The sequence below is a fragment of the Mycobacterium sp. 663a-19 genome (assembly GCF_035616495.1).
Taxonomy (GTDB): Bacteria; Actinomycetota; Actinomycetes; order Mycobacteriales; family Mycobacteriaceae; genus Mycobacterium.
In genome coordinates this window covers 94151-112570 of record NZ_JAPJAV010000012.1, presented here as the reverse complement: position 1 = coordinate 112570, position 18420 = coordinate 94151, and the positions used below count along the sequence as shown (strand labels likewise).

General features: G+C 67.7%; 12 protein-coding genes, 1 tRNA gene and 1 pseudogene. 5 read left to right on the top strand and 9 right to left on the bottom strand.

Annotation, left to right across the window (positions count from 1 at the left end):
• Positions 1 to 229: 229 nt before the first annotated feature.
• Positions 230 to 1255, bottom strand: coding sequence for an NAD(P)H-dependent glycerol-3-phosphate dehydrogenase (locus tag OQ968_RS20320; protein ID WP_324681065.1), 1026 nt, complete (start codon positions 1253 to 1255; stop codon positions 230 to 232).
• 143 nt (positions 1256 to 1398) lie between these two features.
• Here OQ968_RS20320 and OQ968_RS20315 point away from each other — a divergent pair, with 143 nt between their 5' ends.
• A complete protein-coding gene (locus OQ968_RS20315) occupies positions 1399 to 2808 on the top strand; it encodes a trypsin-like peptidase domain-containing protein (protein WP_324681064.1) in 1410 nt (469 codons plus the stop codon).
• A 24-nt stretch (positions 2809 to 2832) separates the two neighbouring features.
• On the opposite strand, the gene OQ968_RS20310 is transcribed toward OQ968_RS20315, so the two are convergent.
• Together OQ968_RS20310 and OQ968_RS20305 are read right to left on the bottom strand one after the other, a co-directional pair.
• Positions 2833 to 4344, bottom strand: a complete 1512-nt coding sequence (locus OQ968_RS20310; RefSeq protein ID WP_324681063.1) for an NAD(P)/FAD-dependent oxidoreductase — start codon at positions 4342 to 4344, stop codon at positions 2833 to 2835.
• A gap of 84 nt (positions 4345 to 4428) precedes the next feature.
• Positions 4429 to 4920 carry a YajQ family cyclic di-GMP-binding protein gene (locus OQ968_RS20305; RefSeq protein WP_324681062.1) on the bottom strand — a complete coding sequence of 164 codons (492 nt, stop codon included), beginning with the start codon at positions 4918 to 4920 and terminating at the stop codon, positions 4429 to 4431.
• A 71-nt stretch (positions 4921 to 4991) separates the two neighbouring features.
• On the opposite strand from OQ968_RS20305, the gene OQ968_RS20300 reads away from it, so the two are divergent.
• The 3 genes and pseudogenes from OQ968_RS20300 to OQ968_RS20290 all read left to right on the top strand — a co-directional run bounded on the left by OQ968_RS20300 (position 4992) and on the right by OQ968_RS20290 (position 6103).
• Positions 4992 to 5077 (top strand) — tRNA-Tyr (locus tag OQ968_RS20300).
• A 78-nt stretch (positions 5078 to 5155) separates the two neighbouring features.
• Positions 5156 to 5674 (top strand): annotated as a pseudogene (locus OQ968_RS20295) (peroxiredoxin); the annotation flags it as partial.
• A 12-nt stretch (positions 5675 to 5686) separates the two neighbouring features.
• Positions 5687 to 6103 carry a DUF742 domain-containing protein gene (locus OQ968_RS20290; protein WP_324681143.1) on the top strand — a complete coding sequence of 139 codons (417 nt, stop codon included), beginning with the start codon at positions 5687 to 5689 and terminating at the stop codon, positions 6101 to 6103.
• A 9-nt stretch (positions 6104 to 6112) separates the two neighbouring features.
• Here OQ968_RS20290 and OQ968_RS20285 read toward each other — a convergent pair whose 3' ends face one another.
• The 3 genes from OQ968_RS20285 to OQ968_RS20275 all read right to left on the bottom strand — a co-directional run bounded on the left by OQ968_RS20285 (position 6113) and on the right by OQ968_RS20275 (position 13368).
• Positions 6113 to 8764 (bottom strand): ATP-binding protein, encoded by a 2652-nt coding sequence (locus tag OQ968_RS20285; protein ID WP_324681061.1) that lies wholly within the window; start codon positions 8762 to 8764, stop codon positions 6113 to 6115.
• Positions 8761 to 11934, bottom strand: coding sequence for an ATP-binding protein (locus OQ968_RS20280; protein ID WP_324681060.1), 3174 nt, complete (start codon positions 11932 to 11934; stop codon positions 8761 to 8763). Before OQ968_RS20280 ends, OQ968_RS20285 begins: the two co-directional genes overlap by 4 nt.
• Positions 11935 to 12039: 105 nt before the next feature.
• A complete protein-coding gene (locus OQ968_RS20275) occupies positions 12040 to 13368 on the bottom strand; it encodes a hypothetical protein (RefSeq protein WP_324681059.1) in 1329 nt (442 codons plus the stop codon).
• 75 nt (positions 13369 to 13443) lie between these two features.
• Here OQ968_RS20275 and OQ968_RS20270 point away from each other — a divergent pair, with 75 nt between their 5' ends.
• Positions 13444 to 14895: an amidase gene (locus OQ968_RS20270; protein WP_324681058.1), complete on the top strand. Its 1452-nt coding sequence runs from the start codon at positions 13444 to 13446 to the stop codon at positions 14893 to 14895.
• Between the two features lie 3 nt (positions 14896 to 14898).
• Here OQ968_RS20270 and OQ968_RS20265 read toward each other — a convergent pair whose 3' ends face one another.
• From OQ968_RS20265 to OQ968_RS20255, 3 genes are all read right to left on the bottom strand, one after another.
• Positions 14899 to 16263, bottom strand: coding sequence for an HNH endonuclease signature motif containing protein (locus OQ968_RS20265; RefSeq protein ID WP_324681057.1), 1365 nt, complete (start codon positions 16261 to 16263; stop codon positions 14899 to 14901).
• An 85-nt stretch (positions 16264 to 16348) separates the two neighbouring features.
• Positions 16349 to 17242, bottom strand: a complete 894-nt coding sequence (locus OQ968_RS20260; RefSeq protein ID WP_324681056.1) for an NYN domain-containing protein — start codon at positions 17240 to 17242, stop codon at positions 16349 to 16351.
• Between the two features lie 9 nt (positions 17243 to 17251).
• Complete coding sequence (locus OQ968_RS20255; protein WP_324681055.1) at positions 17252 to 18418, bottom strand: FAD-binding domain; 1167 nt, start codon at positions 18416 to 18418, stop codon at positions 17252 to 17254.
• Between the last annotated feature and the right edge of the window lie 2 nt (positions 18419 to 18420).

Below are 18420 nucleotides of genomic sequence, written 5' to 3'. Positions count from 1 at the left end.
ACCCTAGCGGGGGACGTTCCGATGTCCCGCCCTTGCGTTCAGTAACGTCGGCGTAACTGATTGGTGCACAGACGATTACACCTTGCGGAACGCACGCTGGAACCGCCTGGCTACCTCGTTCGACGGTATTGGGGTCGCTCAGTGGGGGTCAAGCCGACGTGGCGGGCGCATATCGAATGCAAATGTTTGCGTTACGCCCCGTTAAAGAACGCCCCGTTAAAGAACCGAGTCAGAACCCCGAGCCGTACACCTCGTGCCCCGGCGCCTCGGCGATCAGGCCGTGATAGGCCTGCTCGACGGTCGAGCCGTGGTTGATGACGGCGTCGACTTCGCGGGCGATCGGCATGTTCAGGCCGAATTCGTTGGCGAACTCCATGATCACGCTGGCGGCCTTGACCCCCTCGGCGACCTGGTTCATGGATGCGATGATCTCGTCGATCGCCTTGCCGGCGCCCAGTTGCTCGCCGACGTGCCGGTTGCGGCTGCGCTGGCTGGTGCAGGTGACGATGAGGTCGCCGAGGCCGGCCAGCCCGGGGAAGGTGTCGGGCTGCCCGCCCATGGCCACGCCCAGCTTCGTCATCTCGCGCAACGCGCGGGCGATGACCAGGGCGCGGGTGTTTTCCCCGATGCCCAGCGAGTAACCCATGCCGACCGCGATGGCGAAGACGTTCTTCAGCGCCCCGGCCATCTCCGCGCCGACGACGTCGTCGGTGGTGTACACGCGAAAGCGCCGGGTGCGGAACAACGCGGCCAGCCGGGTCGCCAGATGCTGGTCGGGCATCGCCAGCACCGCCGCGGCGGCGTACCCCTCGGCCACCTCGCGGGCGATGTTCGGGCCGGCCAGGATGCCCGCCGGGTGCCCGGGCAACACCTCCTCGACGATCTGCGACATCCGCATGTTGGTGCCCTGCTCGAGGCCCTTGACCAGCGACACCACCGGCACCCACGGCCGCAGTTCCTTCGACAGCTCGGTCAGCACGCCGCGGAAACCGTGCGAGGGCACCCCCATGACGATGACGTCGGCGCAGTTGGCGGCCTCGGCGAAGTCGGTGGTGGCGCGCAGGGTGTCGCTCAGGATGACGTCGTTGCCGAGGTAGCGGTGATTGCGGTGATCCTCGTTGATGTCCTTGGCGGTCGCCTCGGAGCGCACCCACTGCAGCGTCGGACCGCGGCGCGCACAGATCGACGCCACCGTGGTTCCCCAGGAACCGCCACCGAGGACAACGACTTTGGGTTCGCGCATCGCAGCTGCCATGGCGTTCAGCCTATTGCCGTAACCGCACATTTAGTAGCGGTTCAACTCGAAACCAACGACCCCGGCAGAGGGGACTTCGGTCCCTACCCCGCGTCGTGCGCCGTGCCGGATCGTCAAGAGCAGGTGCGACACGAGGAGGCATGATGCGCAGACGCGCTCGCTGTGGACGGGCGTTCGCGTCATTGGCGGCGGCCGGCCTCATGGTGGTGGGCGGCGCGCCCGGCATCGCCGCCGCCGACGGCGCCCGTCCGCAGGTCAACCCGGAGGAAAGGGCCGCGGCCCTGATCCGGCCTGCGGTGATGTACCTGGCCGCCCAGGCGTACGGCCAGGTCCGGTTGCCCGGCGGGCAGACGCTGTCCCAGTTCGGCATGGGTTCGACGTTTCCGTTCGTCGCGACCTGGGGGTGCACCGGTTTCGTCGTCAATCCCGACGGCTGGGTGGCCACGGCAGGCCACTGCGTCGATCCCACCACCGCCAAGGACTTGATACTCAAGAACGCCGCGGGCGCCTACATGGACCAGTTTCGGGACGCGCCCACGGGCCGCGACCTGGTCGCCACGATCGAGTGGCTGCAGAAGAACGCGCGGGTAGAGGGCGACACCCCCGACCGCGGCCCCGAGACCAGCCTCACGGTGCTGTACGGCACCGGGACGAAGGTCGCCGGGAAGCTGACGGCCACCGTCGCGGAGTTCCGGCCGCTCGCCAAAGGCGATGTCGCCCTGCTCAAGGTGGAAAAGCACAACCTGCCGTCGGCCGAGCTGGCCACCGACGCCGATGTCACCATCGGCACACCGGTTCTCGCGGTGGGCTTCCCGCAGGCCACCCAGCGCATCACCGGGCCCTCGCTGGACCCGACGAACAAGAGCGGCACGGTCAGCAAGAAGTCGACCGTGGAATCGATGCCGGAATACGAGATGAACGCTCCGGTCACGGAGGGCATGAGCGGCGGGCCGACGATCAACCTCAACGGCAAGGTGATCGGGGTCAACAGCTTCGCCCCCGCCGACGAACCGCAGCCGTTCAACTTCATCGCACCCGCGGACCGTCTGGCAGTGATGCTGGCGGGCAAGGGTTTCAAGCCGACGCTCGGGCCCGCCGACGTGTTCTACCGAAAGGGGCTCGACCATTACTACGCGGGCCGCTACAGCGACGCGATCAAGGATTTCGACCAGACCCTGATGCTGTCACCCGACTATCCGGGGCTGGCCGACCTCCGGACGAACGCGGCCAATCTGCGTCAGCAGTACGGTGATACATCTATATTCCACAACTCAAACCTGTTGTGGTACATCGTAAGTGGTGCCCTGCTTCTGCTTGCCGTCGGCGGCCGGGTGGCCTTCGTGGTGCTGAGGGCCCGTCGGCGGCGTCGCGCCGAAGCCGAGCCGACGGCCGAACCCGATGGCGGTGCCGTCAAACCGCTCCGCGTGATCCGCGCGCAACGACCGACGGGCACGGAGCCACACTTCTGCGCGAATTGCGGAACCGAGCACCACCCCGCGGAAAACTTCTGCCCGAACTGCGGCATGCAGATACATACCGGGGAATCCGCCTAAGGGGTGCGCCCTGATAGGGGTGCTTCACCCCGCCAGGGGCGCCCGGTCGCCGGCACGGCCGAACACCATCGCCTCCTCGATGCGGTCGAACTTGTAGTCGATCGCGTCGGCCAGGTAGTTCTGCCGCACGTTCCACGGCCGCTTGGTGCCCGACTTCGGCAGCGCGTGCAGTGCCCGCTTCACGTAGTTGGCCTGAATGTCCCAGGCCGGCTTCTCGGCCATCGGCTGGTCACCCAGGTGCGGGGCGGCGTGCGTGTAGCCGTGGGAGGCCATGTGCGCCATCAGCTTTGCCGTGGCCCGCGCGGTGATGTCGGCCCGCAGCGTCCACGACGCGTTCGTGTAGCCCACGCACCAGAACAGGTTGGGCACGTCCTCGAGCATGTGCGCCTTGTAGACGAAGCGGTCCCGCGGATTGATCTCGACGCCGTCCAGGCTGATCGACGCGCCGCCGAGCGCCTGCAGCTGCAGGCCGGTCGCGGTGACGATGATGTCGGCGTCGAGGTGGCCGCCGGACTTCAGCGTGATGCCGCCCGCGTCGAAATGGTCGATGTGGTCGGTGACCACCTCGGCGCGGCCCGCGGTGATCGCGGCGTAGAGATCGGCGTCGGGGATCAGGCACATCCGCTGGTCCCACGGGTTGTACCGCGGCTTGAAATGGGTGTCGATGTCGTACCCGTCGGGCAGGTTCTTGGTCGCCACGTGGCGCAGCAGCCGCTTGACCAGCCCGGGCGTCTTGCGGGAGAAAAACCAGAACACCGCCTCGGTCAGCGCGGAACAGGTACGGGTCACCAAGTGAGCGGCCCTGCGCGGCAACACTTTACGGGCGACCGCGGCGACCCTGCTGTACTTGGATGCGGCCATCATGTAGGTCGGCGAGCGCTGCAGCATGGTCACCTTCGCCGCGCGCTCGGCCAGCGCCGGGATGAGCGTGACCGCGGTGGCCCCGCTGCCGATAACCACGATCTTCTTGCCGGCGTAGTCCAGGTCTTCCGGCCAGTGCTGGGGATGCACGACGGTGCCGCGGAACCGCTCGATGCCGGGGAAGTCGGGGGTGTAGCCCTCGTCGTAGTTGTAGTAGCCGCTGCCGAAGAACACGAACCGGCAGCGGAACTGCCTCTGGGCGCCGCCCTGCTCGACGGTGACCGTCCAGGTGTCGGTGGACGAGTCCCAGTCCGCCGCGCGGACGTAGCTGCCGAACCGGATATGGCGGTCGATGCCGTACTTGTGCGCGGTTGCCTCCAGGTACTCGCGGATGTGGACGCCGTCGGCCACGCCTTCCCGGCGGGTCCAGGGTTCGAACGGGAAGCTCAGCGTGAAGATGCTGCTGTCGGAGCGCACGCCGGGGTAGCGGAACAGGTCCCAGGTGCCGCCGATCTGCTCGCGGCGCTCCAGGATGGTGTAGGTCAGCTGCGGGTTGCGCTCGGTGATCCGATAGGCCGCGCCGATGCCGGAGATGCCGGCGCCGACGATCACGACGTCAAAGTAGGCCACCTCGGCCGCGCTGTCGCCGGGGGCCTGCTGGGGAGTCACGGTCATCGTGAACCTCGCTTGGTGTGTGGGACTCGTCACCAGATTAGGCACCCACCGGTTGGTTGGGCCAGCCCGGCGGATTGGGGAGCGCTACCGGTAGTTGACGAACTGCAGCGCCACGTCGAGGTCGGCCTTCTTCAGCATCGCGATGACAGCCTGCAGGTCGTCGCGCTTCTTGCTGGTGACCCGGATCTCGTCGCCCTGGATCTGGGTCTTGACGTTCTTGGGGCCCTCGTCGCGGATCAGCTTGGTGATCTTCTTGGCGTTCTCGCTGCTGATGCCCTGCTTGAGGGTGCCGGTGATCTTGTAGGTCTTGCCGGAGGCCTGCGGCTCGCCGGCCTCGAAAGCCTTCATCGAGATGTCGCGGCGGATCAGCTTTTCCTTGAAGACGTCGACGGCGGCCTTGACCCGCTCCTCGGTGGACGACGTCAGCTCGACGGCCTCGTCGCCCTTCCAGGCGATTTTGGTGTCGGTGCCGCGGAAGTCGAACCGGGTGGCCAGCTCCTTGGCCGCCTGGTTGAGCGCGTTGTCGACCTCCTGCCGGTCGATCTTGCTGACGATGTCGAACGATGAGTCCGCCATTCGATCCGTCCCTTCGTCGGAGGTGATAGCCGTTTGTGCCCTGTCTACTCGTTCGTTGTAACCTGTCTGGCGGCAGGTTGCCCGAGCGGCCAATGGGAGCGGACTGTAAATCCGTCGGCTTACGCCTACACAGGTTCGAATCCTGTACCTGCCACCAGTATCGACGTAGGTGAGTCGGCGTGGCCTGAGCCGGTCGCGTTCCCGCCTGGTAGCGCTTCCGCGTTAGTCTTTGCCGATGATCGCGGGCGAGAAGGCGCCTGACTTCACTCTGCACGATCACACCGGTCGGCCCCGGACACTGTCAGCGCTCCTTTCCGAGGGGCCGGTGGTGCTGTTCTTCTTCCCGCTAGCGTCCTCACCGATCTGTACAGCGCAGGCTTGTCATTTTCGGGACCTGAGCAACGAATTCGCCACGGTCGGCGCCCAGCGGGTGGGCATCAGCACCGACACCGTCGACAAGCAGGCGCACTTCGCCCAACAGCGCTCGTTCGACTATCCGCTGCTGTCCGACGCGGACGGCGTGGTGTCCGAGCTGTTCGGGGTGCGCCGCGGCCGGCTCGCGAAGCTGCGTAGGTCCGTCGTGACGCGTGAGGCGGCCCGGCGTGGCCGGCACGCTCGGCGCCGCGGCCTGCTGGCCCGGCTGCTGCCGGTCAGGCGGACCACTTTCGTCATCGACACCGACCGCACCGTCCTCAAGGTCGTCTCCAGCGAGCTGCGCGCATCGGTGCATGCCGACCAGGCCCTGTGGTTCTTGGAGAACCACTACGTGCCGCATGGTTCCCCAGACGTCCCGGAGAAGCAGGCCGGCGACTGGACCACTGAACCGGAAACCCTGGACGAGCCGAACCCGGTCCGGCCGTATGCGCTGACGGCCGGCCGTACCGACTCTGATGTCGAGTTGGCACTCGAGGCTCAGGTCGAAGCGCTCAACGCGTCAGCGAAGCCGCCGCGCTGGCCGAGAAACGATGTGCGGGGCCAGATCCTGACGTTGTGCGCGCGCAGCCCCTCGGTCGCGGAGATCGCCGTCCGTCTGTCCTTGCCGCTCGGCGCGACGCGCTTCCTGGTCGGCGACCTGGTGACACAGGGGTATTTGCGGGTGCACGCCCCCCTCGCTGACTCGATGACGATCGACGAACGATGCGAACTGATCCGAAGGACCCTGCGTGGCCTGCGAGCACTCTGAGGGTGGGGTCTATTTCGAGACCCCTTCCAGTTCCGCTCGGGCCCGGTCGATTTGGTCGTAGGCGTACGTCGCCACCTCGGCGGCCGTCATCGTCTGGCCCCTGCGGGCGAGCGATTCGTAAGTCGCCTCACCGAGCACATCTCGCAGGTGCGTGAGCGTCGTGTTGACTTGAGGGAAGCCCGCCGTGCTGAGGGGATCGACGCCGAAACCGGCGATGACCGCGGCCGGTTCGCAGCGTCCGAGCCTATCCAACAGGACGATGAGGACAGCCAGGGGAACGCCGATATGGCCGGTGTTGCCAGCGTCGTCGAAGTGGCGGATAGCCACCAAGACATAGTCGAGCGCGGCTACCGCGTCGCCGTGCGTGGCCTCGAGGGTGGACAGGGCGACCGCCAGGCCTGCTTCGGTGAAGCGGTTGCCGCTGTCCCGAGCGACCACCATGCCGCGGCGCATGGCCTCCCGTGCCGCGGCGGGATCGGCGTCGCGAAAGGCAAACCCGTAGGCGAAAAGCGCGAGTGAGAGCATATAGGGGTTGCGGGTGGCTTCGGCGGCGTCGATCAGGCCCTCGGTGGCCGTCATCGCCTCGTCGACAGCACCGGCGGCCACCAGTGCGATGACCAGCTGTGTCTGGGTCTGGGCATGGGTGTCGCGACCGCGTGCCAGCTGGGCGCGGCACCACTCGACCTGCCGTATGGGCTCCCCGTTGAATAGGTATGGACCGCCGAGCACGCCCTCGTCGCCGAACGGCAGCTCGTAGTCTCGGCCGCTGTCGAGAAGCGCCAGACCGGCGTCGCTGTACCCGACGGCCGCCCCGGTCCGCCCGACCATGTAGCACGTCGACGCCATCACGTACAGGACGCCCAGCCGGGGATGGTCGACGGCGCGGGCGGGCTCGATCAGCTCTTCGGCCCAGGCTATCGGCTCGTAATTTCCACCCTGATTGCCCAGGATCGGGCCGTATATCGCAATGGGAGCCGCCACGTCGACGTCACCGTGATCGGCGGCCCACGGAAACGCCGTGCGCAGGTTGGCCAGTTCGGCCCTGAACCATTCGTAGGCCTCTCGCTGTCGGGGGCTGTCCCATAAGGCCAGGACGTCGGCCTCGCGCTCGGCGAAGTAGCGGGCGTGGGCGTTTCGCACGTCATCCGCCTCACCGCTCGCGACGAGTTGATCCTCGGCGAACTGGCGAATCGTCTCCAGCATCGAAAACCGGGTCCGCCCGGAAGACCGGTCAGCGACCAGGAGCGACTTGCGCACCAGGGCATCCAGCAGATCCAGGGTGGCGAATTCATCTGGGGCGTCTGGGGATCCCGTTATGGCGCAGGCGCTTTGGAGGTCGAATCCACCGGCGAACACCGAACACCGCTCCAGCACGCGCTTCTCCGCGTCATCGAGGTGGTCGTAGGACCACGCCACCGCGTGGTGCAGCGTTTGGTGGCGTGACAGGCCGCGGCGCGAACCGACGAGCAGCCGGAACCGCTGATCGAGTCGATCCCGGACCTCGCTGGCGGTCATCGACGCCATGCGCGCGGCCGCCAACTCGATGGCAAGTGGGATCCCGTCGAGGCGGCGGCAGATCTCGGTGACCGCGCCGGTGTCGTCGGCCACGAAAGCCGGAGCCACGCGGCGGGCGCGTTCGACGAATAGAGCCGCGGCCGCGTCGGCATCCAGCGACGGCACCGGCCACAACTGTTCGTCGACGACCCCGAGTGCCTCGCGGCTGGTGGCCAGAATCTTCACTGTCGCCGATGCCGCGAGGATCGCCTCGACGAGATCGGCGGTGGCGTCGCGCACGTGCTCACAGTTGTCGAACACCAGGAGCCGGGCTCTGCCCTCCAACGCGGCCGCGATGCTGTCGGCCACGCTCTTCCCGGGCTGTTGGATGATGCCCAGCACAGCGGCCACCGCGTCGGGCACCGCCGCCGGATCGGCGACCGCGGCCAAGTCGAAAAACCAGGCCCCGTCGGGGAATTCGTCGGCCAGCCGCGCCGCGACCTCGAGCGCCAGGCGGGTCTTGCCGACCCCGCCCACCCCGGTCAACGTCACCAACCGATGGGCCTTCGCCGCGGCTTGCAGCTCGGCGACCTCCGGCTGACGCCCGATGAAGCTGGTGACCGAAGGCTGCAGGTTCCCGGGACGGCCATCCAGCGCCCGCAGGGCCGGAAAGTCCGCGCGCAGGCCGTCGGCGCGGACCTGAAACACCTGCACCGGCATCGGCACATCCCGCAACCGCCGCGCCCCCAGATCGACCAGCTGCACTCCGCTGAGCAGACCCGCCGTCGAATCCGCCAGCAGGATCTGCCCGCCGTGCCCGGCGGCCATCACCCGAGCGGCGCGATTGAGCACGGCACCGAAGTAGTCCCCGTCTCGCATCTCGGCCTCGCCGGTCGCCAATCCCATTCGCACCGGCAACTGCAACTCCCGTTGCGCATCGATCGCGGCGTTCACGGCAGCGATCGGCGACGCGAAGGCCGCCACGACACCGTCGCCCGTGTGGCTGAACAAGAACCCGTCATGCGCCTCGATCGCCGTGCGCAACACCTTGTCGTGCGCGGCGAGGGCCGACCGCATTGCGTCGGCGTCGGACTCCCACCGACGGGTCGAACCCTCGATATCGGTGAACAGGAACGTCACCACCCCGGAAGGAGCAGCCACCGTCATGGCATCGCCTCGGCCCAGGCGATATGCCCTTCGAAGCCAAGCGTTTTCACCATGTCGCGATAGCGATCCCGGAAGTCCGCATATGCCGCGGCATCATCGTGAGCCCGCGCCAGCAGTGCCCGAAGCCGCAGCAGCCAGACGTCACGTATCGCCAGACCCTCGTCGGCCGGCGCCGACGCCAACCGCTCGATCGCCGCGTCGGCTTCGGCCACGTCACGGTCGGCGCCGCGATCCAGCAGGGTCTCCACCAGGACACCCGTCGCGGGCATGCCCCACCACACGAGCTGCCCGTCACGGAACAGATCGTCGGCGGTGGAGCGCATGAGCGGAATGGCCGCATCGCGATCCCCACGTCGAGCCCGCTCACGCGTCAAATACATGTTGACGAGCGGTACATCGCACAGGAGGTCTCCCCGGCGCAGCAACGCCTCGCTGACCCCGGCCAGCAGCTCGTGTCCGCGGTCGCGCTCCGCAGCCGATTGGCGGTGCACCAGCGCCGTGCCCATGGTCGCCTGGGTGATGGCCAGCGCGGTGTCATCCCCGGATCGTTCGGCGACCTCCAGGGCAACCTCGATCTCGCGCATCACGGAATCATCGGGCGTCAGCACACCAAAGGGTATTGCCGGGAAGTAGACGTAGGTGACGACCAAGGCGTAGGACATCGGGTCGGCTCCGCGGGCCATTGCCAAAGCGCGATCCATGTCGTCTCGCCATCCGTGACGACCCAGCCAATAACGAGGTATGGCCCGACCCGTAAAGGCAAGCGCCAACGGAGACCCGACAAGAAAGTTGGCCTTCGACGGATCACCGTCGGCCAGGTCGATGACGCACTGTGACCACCGCAGGACGTCACACCACTCGCCGTTCTGGCCCTTGGCGTAGATCAACGCGAAAGACAGCCCAACCGTCAAGGTTTCATCGCCGATCGAGTTGAGGAGGGCCATGGCCTCGGATGCCAGCTGCGACGCCTCGCGCAACCGGGCCTGATACGTGTGATCAACCACCAACCCGGCCATCGCGATGGCCAGCGACGCCTTGTCCCCGGCGACGGCACACAACTCCCGCAGTTCATCGAACCGGTCACCGGCCACACGTTCATGGACTCGCCAGGCGATCCCGCACAACATGGTGCGCGGGCCGATGCGCATGGCCGCCCGGTCCGGGTCATCCGCAGGTAGGGCATCGGCGATCTGTTGAGCACGCTCCCAGCTCAGGCGGGCGGCATTGATGTCGCGGTTGGTCGCCCACGTTGCCGCGCGCATGTGCCAGCCGTAGGCGGCGCGCAAATCACCGGCGGCCCCCAGATGCTCGGCTATCAGGGCTGCGTTCTCCTCGGCCGCTGCCGGGTCGCGCGACTCGATCGCGGCCGCGACGCGACGGTGCAGCTCGGCGCGATCCGATTTCAGCTGTGCTTCGTAGGCCACCGCGCGAATCAGCGGATGGTGGAATACATACTCCGGTCCTCGGGTGAACCTCACCTGATCGACGAATTCGGCCTCCACAAGGTCCTCGACGATGGGTTCAACGCCAAGCGTTTCCAGCAACTCAAGGCCGAACCGCGAACCGATCACCGCCGCTGCGCCCAATGTGCGCTTGGCCGCCGGGTCCAGGCGGTCGATGCGAGCGGCGATGGTTGCCTGCAAGGTGGCGGGCACGCTGACCTCGCCAACATCGGCTGTCGACACGTAGCCACCGCGCTCGCCGTGCAGCACAGTGCCCTCGGCCAATTCCCGCACGATCTCCTCGGCGAAAAACGGGTTCCCCGAGGCCCTCTCGGCGATCTTCTCGCCCAGCGCACCAACCGAGGGGTCGGGGCCAAGCAGCTCCGAGACCAGCGCCGCGGTTTCCGAATCACTCAGCGGCGCAAGGGCGAGGGTTTGAGCACCGTGGACCCGAGCCAACGCCCCCTCGTACTCCGGTCGGTAGGTGACCAGCACCAGCGAGGGCGTCTGCGGAATCACCATCACGAAGGCGGCGATCATCGACTCGCTGACCTCGTCGATCCAGTGGGCGTCCTCGATGACGTACAGCACCGGCGTTTTCCGCGCCAAGGAAGCGGCATTCAGCAATGCCGTCAACCGCCGCCGACGAGCATCGGGATCGATTGCCGGCAGGGGAGCATTCGGGTCCGCGATGCCCAACAGATCGTCCAATAGCAGCAAGTCCTCGGGGTCCGCATCGCGAATCCTGGCGCGGACCTGGGCGCGGGCCAACGCCGCGTCAAGGTCCTCGACCCCGGTGGTCGTGCGCAACAGCCGGGCGACGACACGGAACGGAACGTCCGCGGCGTGCGATTCGCAGAAGGTGGTGACCACCTCCACGTCGCGGCTACGAGCTAGCGCGGAGGCCTCGCGCACCAAGCGGCTCTTACCGATGCCGGGTGACCCCACCACGCCGACCACAGCGCCTTGGCCATCGATGGCGCGCCCCAACAAGCCCTCGACAGTGGACATCTCCCAGCCTCGACCGACCAGACTCGACTCGGCACGTATGACGGCGCGATGCCCTTCGCCCATGCCCAAGAGCCGGCGGGCGGGCACCGGCGCGTCGGCACCCTTGACCTGAACCAGTTCGGTCTCACCGAGTGCCGCAGCGCCACCAACAAGTCGCGCTGTCGAGGCGCTGAGCATCACCCCGCCCGGCGGAGCGACGGCTTCCATCCGTTGGGCCATGCCGACCTGCTCGCCGACCATGGTGTAGCCCAACGACTTTGAGCCGACCTCGCCGGCGATCACTTGACCGGAGTTCAGCCCCACCCGCAATTGCAGGTCGATGCCGTCCCGCGCGTTGACCCCGGCGGCCAACCGCGCGGTCTCCTGTTGGATGCCGAGCGCCGCTAGACAGGCACGGGTCGCATGGTCCTCCAACGCGACCGGTGCGCCGAACACGGCCATGATGCCGTCACCAGTGAACTTGTCGACCGTGCCGCCGTAGCGCTGGACGACCGCTGTCGCGATGTTGACGAGGTCGGCCATGATCTCGCGCAGCCGCTCCGCACCGACGGCCGCCGCGATGTCCATCGAATGCACCACGTCGGCGAACAGTACGGTTACCTGCTTGTACTCCGCACGGGTATCGAGATCGGTGACTGGTGCACCACAGGCATCACAGAATCGCGCACCCTCACGCGGCTCGGTGCCACACGTGCGGCACGCGATCGCTGCGGTCATCCGAGCCTCCGCCGCTCCCGGCCCCCGGTTTTCACAGAATAGGCGATTGCACGCTCCGCGAGGGGCAGTCGGCGTTCACCGGGTCAGCCGACGATGCCGCAAGGCTCAGGACCACGGGCCGGGATAGTGGCCGTCCTGGTCCTGCACCATCACGATCTCCTTGCACTCGCCGGTGGAGTCGGCGGCGGTCTCGCCGCGGCACACCAGTGTCCACCCGTTGATCCGCGCGAACGGGCGGACCGCCCAGTTCGAGGCGACCGGATCGGTGCCGGGCAGGGCGATCACCGAGAACGTGTTGCCGACGTTCGTGATGTAGAGGTGATCGCCGAAGAAGGTCAGTTTGGCAATCGGCAGCTTCATGGCCTCCTCGCGGCCTTTCAGCAAATCCCAGTGCTGCGTGCGCAGATTCCACACCCCGAACCCGAACTGCGACGTGTCCGAGACCCGGCCGTCGACGAACAGCTTCCCGTCCGACAGCGTTGTCGACAGCCCGCCGCCGGAGATTCTGTCGGAATCGCCGACCTTGACAATTGATTTGGAGTTCAGGTCGAAGAACATGGTCGACACGGCGGCGGGCGAATCCTGATGCGTGATCTTCACGAGTTTGTCTGGGCCATCGGATAATTCGGCATCGACGGCGACCACATCGTTGTCCTGATAGATCGCCTCGCCGTTGGGCCGGCGCAGCTCAGTGCCCGACGTGTTGCCCTCGGTCGGGTTCCGCTGGAACGCCAGGACGTCCTGCCAGGCCCGGGCGGGCTGCGGGTCGCTCCACGCCACCGAGAGGTCGGAGCCGGAAAGGATTACGGTCCGCGGCGGTGACGTGGGGGCATGGCCGTCGGTGAAGGCGTTCACCCACGCGACACCGGATGCGGTTGCGGCGAGCCCCCATTCGCTCGGCGCGGTCAATTTCAGGTCCGGGGTGGGCGGCCCCAGCTCCTTGGTCGCCAGCGGCTGGCCCGACGTCAAATCGAAGGCGTAGGCGGTCGTCTTGGTGACCTCGGGGGCCGGCGCCTCGGCCGGCTTGACGGTCGTCACCAGGTAGACGACCCTCAAGCCATCCGCACTGCCCGTCAGCGCACACATGCCGCCGGTGAGGTTCTCGCCCGCGGGAACAGTGGGGACCGCTGGCGCCACGTACTGTCCCGTTTTCGTATCGAAGACTTTGGGGCGGATGTCCGCGAGCGCCGTCCTGGTCAGTGAGAACCTTTCCGGACACCCGAAGTACGCCGTTCCGCCGTAGCTCTTCCAATCCTTTTCCAGGGGGCCGGTTATCGGACCCGGCGCAGGGGCGGCGGACGTCGAAGCGGAAGTCGTCGTCGAGGTTGTCGGGGTCGTTGTTGGTGTCACCGGCGGCGGCGCCACCGTCGCCGAACACGAGGCGATGACCAGACAGACACCGGGCGCGACGAGGGCGACCGCGTGTCTGGGCATGACCAACGAGCGTAAAGCCGGCCCGCCGCAACCGCGACTCCGGCGGTCGCGATCACACGTGGTACACCATGAGCCATGGGTGGTCTTGCCGACGAGACGCGATGGATGGACGCCACGGCGCAGGCGGCGCTGGTTGCGAAGGGCGAGGTCACGCCGGGTGAGCTGTTGGAGGCGGCGATCGAGCGGATCGAGCGGTCCAACCCGTCGCTGAATGCCGTCGTCATCGAGTGGTTCGAGCACGCCCGATCGGTGGCCGCCGACCCCGGCCTGCCGCGCGGGCCGTTCCACGGGGTGCCGTTCCTGCTCAAGGACCTCTACACGAGCTTCGCCGGTCAGACCCTGTCGAACGGCAACATCGCGCTCAAACGGGCGGGCAAGATCGACACCGCCGACACCACGCTGGTGGCGCGCTTCAAGGCGGCGGGGCTGGTGATCGCGGGGCGGACGAACAGCCCCGAGATGGGCAGCCTGCCGACCACGCAGCCGCTGGCCTGGGGCCCGACCCGCAATCCGTGGGCGCCGGATCGCACGCCGGGCGGCTCGAGTGGCGGCGCCGCCGCGGCGGTGGCCGTCGGGATGGTGCCGTTCGCCAACGCCTCCGACGGCGGCGGGAGCATTCGGATCCCGGCTTCGTGCTGCGGGCTGGTCGGCCTCAAGCCGAGCCAGGGCCGGATCACCGTCGGGCCGGTGCGCTCCGAGTCGGGGCTGGGGGTTGAACTCTGCGTCAGCCGCACGGTGCGCGACACCGCGGGCCTGCTCGACGCGGTGCGCGGTCCAGGGGTCGGCGACAGTGTGATCGCGCCGGCACCGCTGCGCCCGTATCTCGAGGAGGTGGGGGCGGATCCCGGTCGGCTGCGCATCGGCCTGCTCGACGTCCATCCGCGCGATGGCTTCCTACACCCGGACTGCGTCGAGGCGGTCCGCTCGGCGGCGTCGATGCTGGAGGGCCTCGGCCACATCGTCGAGCCGACGTGGCCGGCCTGCCTGTCCGACACCACCCTGCAGGCAAAATTCATGGGGCTGTGGGTGACACAACTGGCGATGGCGGCGCGGGGGTTCAGCGCGACCCTCGGGCGCGAGGTGACCGCCGAGGACATCGAGCCGGTGAACTGGGTGCTGATCGAGCGGGCGCGGCACCTCAGCGCAGTCGACTACGCCGCGGCGCTGGAAGCGGCCTGGGCCTTCCGCCGCACGCTGCAGCAGTGGTGGGCGGACGGCTGGGACCTGCTGCTCACCCCGACGGTGGCCGAACCGCCGCCCCCACTAACGGAATTCGAGAACGATCCCGAGCATCCGACGGCACCGATGCGCCGCGGCGGCGAATTCGCCGCGTTCACACCGCCGTTCAACATGAGCGGACAGCCGGCGATCAGCCTCCCGCTGCACCGCAATGCCGACGGCCTGCCCATCGGCGTGCAGCTGGCCGCCGCCTACGGGCGGGAGGATGTTCTCATTCGCGTTGCCGCCCAACTGGAATCGGCGCATCCCTGGTCGTCGGTTCACCCGCCGAGCCCTGACGCGGGCTGAGCGTCAATGGGGTTCGTCGTCGTCTTGGCCGCGCAGGAATCGTTCGGGGTGGTGGAAGCTGTTGGTTCTGGGTTGGCTGCGGTCGAGGTGTGGGGGTGGTATCCATTCGGTTTCGCCTCTTGTGTTGGTGCGGGTGGTCCAGCCTTTTTCGACGAGTCTGTTGTCCGGGCCGCAGGCCAGGGTGAGGTCGGTGATGTCGGTGCGCCGCGTGTTCGTCCATCCTGTTACGTGGTGCACTTGGCTGTGATAGGCCGGGGCATCACAACCCGGCTTGGTGCATCCGCGATCCTTGGCGTACAGCATGATGCGCTGGGCCGGGGAGGCCAGCCGCCTGGTGTGATACAAGGCCAGCGGCTTGGCGCCATCGAACAACGCGAGGTAATGATGGGCGTGGCCGGCCCAGCGGATCACATCCGACATGGGCACCAGGGTGCCGCCGGCGGTCAGCGCCTTGCCGGCGGCGGCCTCCAACTCCCGCAGCGTGGCGCTCACGATGATCGACACCGGCAACCCGTTGTGTTGGCCCAGCTCCCCGGAGGCGAACAAGCCACGCAGGGCGGCCAGGAAAGCGTCGTGGTTGCGCTGGGCTGCGGTGCGGTGATCGCGGCGCACCGCCTCCTCATCCGGGGCCGCATCCACGATCGGGGTTTGGTCGTCGGGGTTGCAGGCGCCGGGGGCGGCCAGCTTGGCCAGCATGGCCTCGATCGCGGCCCGCAGCTCGGGGGTGATCATGCCGCTGATGCGCGACATGCCGTCGTATTCCTGCTTGCCCAGGATGATCCCGCGCTTGCGCGCCCTTTCCTGATCGCTGAAGTCGCCGTCGGGGTGCAGCCAGTCCATGATCCGCTGGGCGTAGCGGGCCAGCTCGTCGGGCCGGTAGTGGGCGGCGTGCTTGGCCAAATCCGCGTCGGCGGCCTCCCGGATAGACAAATCCACCTCGGCGGGCAGATGGGCAAAGAAACCGCGGATCACCTTCACGTGCCCGTCGCCGATGAGGCCCGCGCGTTGGGCGGTGGCGGTCGCGGCCAACCGCGGCGCCAGCGGCTGCCCGGTCAGCGCGCGGCGCTCACCCAGGTCCTCGGCGTCGTCGATGCGCCGCCCGGCCTCGGCCCGGGTGATGCGCAGCCGCTCGGCCAGCGCGGTGCGCAGGGTGCCGCCCAACTCTTCGGCGCAGGCGTGGGCGCCGACTTGGTTGATCAGGGTGTGTTGCGGGGCGCGCAGCCGCCGCGCCGCCGATTCGAACAGCTCGAGGGCCCGCAGTCGTTCCGGGTTGGTCAACACGTCAAAGGACAGGCCGCCCAACCGGTCCAGGGCGGTGTCGAGCGCGCCGAAGGCCTCGACGATCTCCTCACGACTGCTCGCACCCATGCCCCCAATTTATCGAACACCTGTGCGAATCAACATCGCCAATCGCGCAATCTGTGGATAAAACCGCAACTGTGGACTAAATCGCTCAGTCCGATGCGCGCAGCCGCACCATCCGGGTCGTCGAACTCTCGTCCAACTCGACGACGTCGGACCGCGAACGCAGAAAATCGCTGAAGGACTTGAACCCCAACGACTTCTCGCTGAACGACGGGTCCATGCGCTTCATCTGCGCCTTCACCGCCGAGTTGTGCAGCCAGTCGACGTCGTCCTTCTCGAGACCGATCTGCAGTGCGCGGGTCAGCAGCGCGGTGGCGGCGGCCTGAGGATCCGGTGGCTCCTCGGGCTCCTCGCGCTTGGCCGCCTTGCCTCCGGCGCGCTTCTTCGGCTTGGACGCCTCACCGTCGGTGGGTACCGGTTCGGGCTCGAACACCGGCACCCCGGGCAGCGCGTCGTAGATGACGAACTCGTCGCAGGCCGCCGCGAGCGCCCGGCTCGACGCGCCGGCCACCCCGATGCCCACGACATACCGGCCGAGCCTCTTGCAGCGCTGCGCCAGCGGGATGTAGTCGGAGTCGCCCGCGACGATCACGACATGGGTCAGGTCGGGCAGCCGGAACATGTCCTCGACCGCGTCCACGGCCAGCCGGATGTCGGCGCCGTTCTTGCCGTAGGCCGCCGCCGGGAACAGTTGCACCAGATCGACCGCGCGGGCCACCAGCTGTCCGCGATACCCGGCGTTGACGTCGGCCGACCAGTCCGCGTACGCGCGGGTGAGCACCAGCGTCCCGAACGACGACGCGAAGTCGATGATCGCGCCGACGTCGACCGTGGCCCGGGCCAGCCGCTCGTGATACTGCTCGAGCCCGCTGGCCTTGTCCCGCTGGAACGAGTTGCGCCCAATCACCTGGTCGTACCGCGAGATCACGATGTTGTCGAAGTCGAAGTAGACCGCCACGCGGGCCGCGCCTGGTTCGGTCATGCCGTTAATCTATATGCCGTAGTCGGGAAGATCGAAGTCGTCGATCACCGTGCTGGCGAAAAGCCTTGCTATCGGACCGAAGTTCATGGTGCGCATCGCCACGATGCGGAACCAAAGGCCGAAGCGGGTCTTCGTCGCGAAGAACGGAATGTTTTTCTCCGCACCGGATTGCTTGGCCTCGATGAACGGTCGCAGGCGCGCCTCGTAGGCCTCGAAGGCGCGACAGTGATCCCCGCCGGCCCGCGCCAGCTCGCCGGCCAGCACGTACGCCTCGGTCATCGCCAGACCGGTGCCCTCGCCGCCCAACAGCGAAATGCACGCGGCCGCATCGCCGATCAGCAGTGTGCGGCCACGCGACCAGCGATCCATGCGGATCTGGCTGACGACGTCGAAGTAGAGGTCTTGGACGTCGTGGAGTGTCGCCAGGATCTCCCGGGCTTCCCAGCCGACATCACGGAACTCGTTGCGCAGCTCGTCCTTTGGCGCCGCAGAGGTGCCATCACGCGGTGCGCGGAAAATGGACAGGAACATGGTGCGGTCGCCGCGCAGCGCGCAGCGTGCCAGTTGGTGGCCCGGGGTGGCGTACATGACGTAAACCAACTCATCGCGGGGCCGGTAGCCGTCGACCACCCAAGCCGCGACCTTGCAACCGAGGTAGTGGTCGTAATTCTGCTCTGGCCCGAAGGCGAGCCGACGCACGTTCGAGTGCAGCCCGTCGGCGCCGATCACCAGGTCGAAATCGCGCGGCGCGCCCTTCTCGACGGCGAGCCGGACGCCGTCGTCGTGTTCGTCGAGGGCGACGATGCTGTCACCGAAGATCGTTTCGACCTTGCCTTCGACGGTGGCGTAGATCGCGGCGGCCAGGTCGCCCCGGGGCAGGCTGGTGAAGTCGTCGCCGACCATGCGACGAAAGACGGCGGCGTCCACGTCGGCCTTAACCTCGCCTCGGGAGCCGACGGAGTGCAACCGCTGGATCTCGTATCCGGCGGCGCGGACTTGGTCTTCGATGCCCATCCGTTTGGCCACCTGGTAGCCGACGCCCCAGAAGTCGATCATGTAGCCGCCGGTGCGGAACTTCGGCGCCTGCTCGATCAGCGTCGGAGTGTGCCCGGTGCGATGCAGCCAGTGGGCGAGCGCCGCCCCGGCCACACCGGCACCGCTGATGGCGATCCGCATAC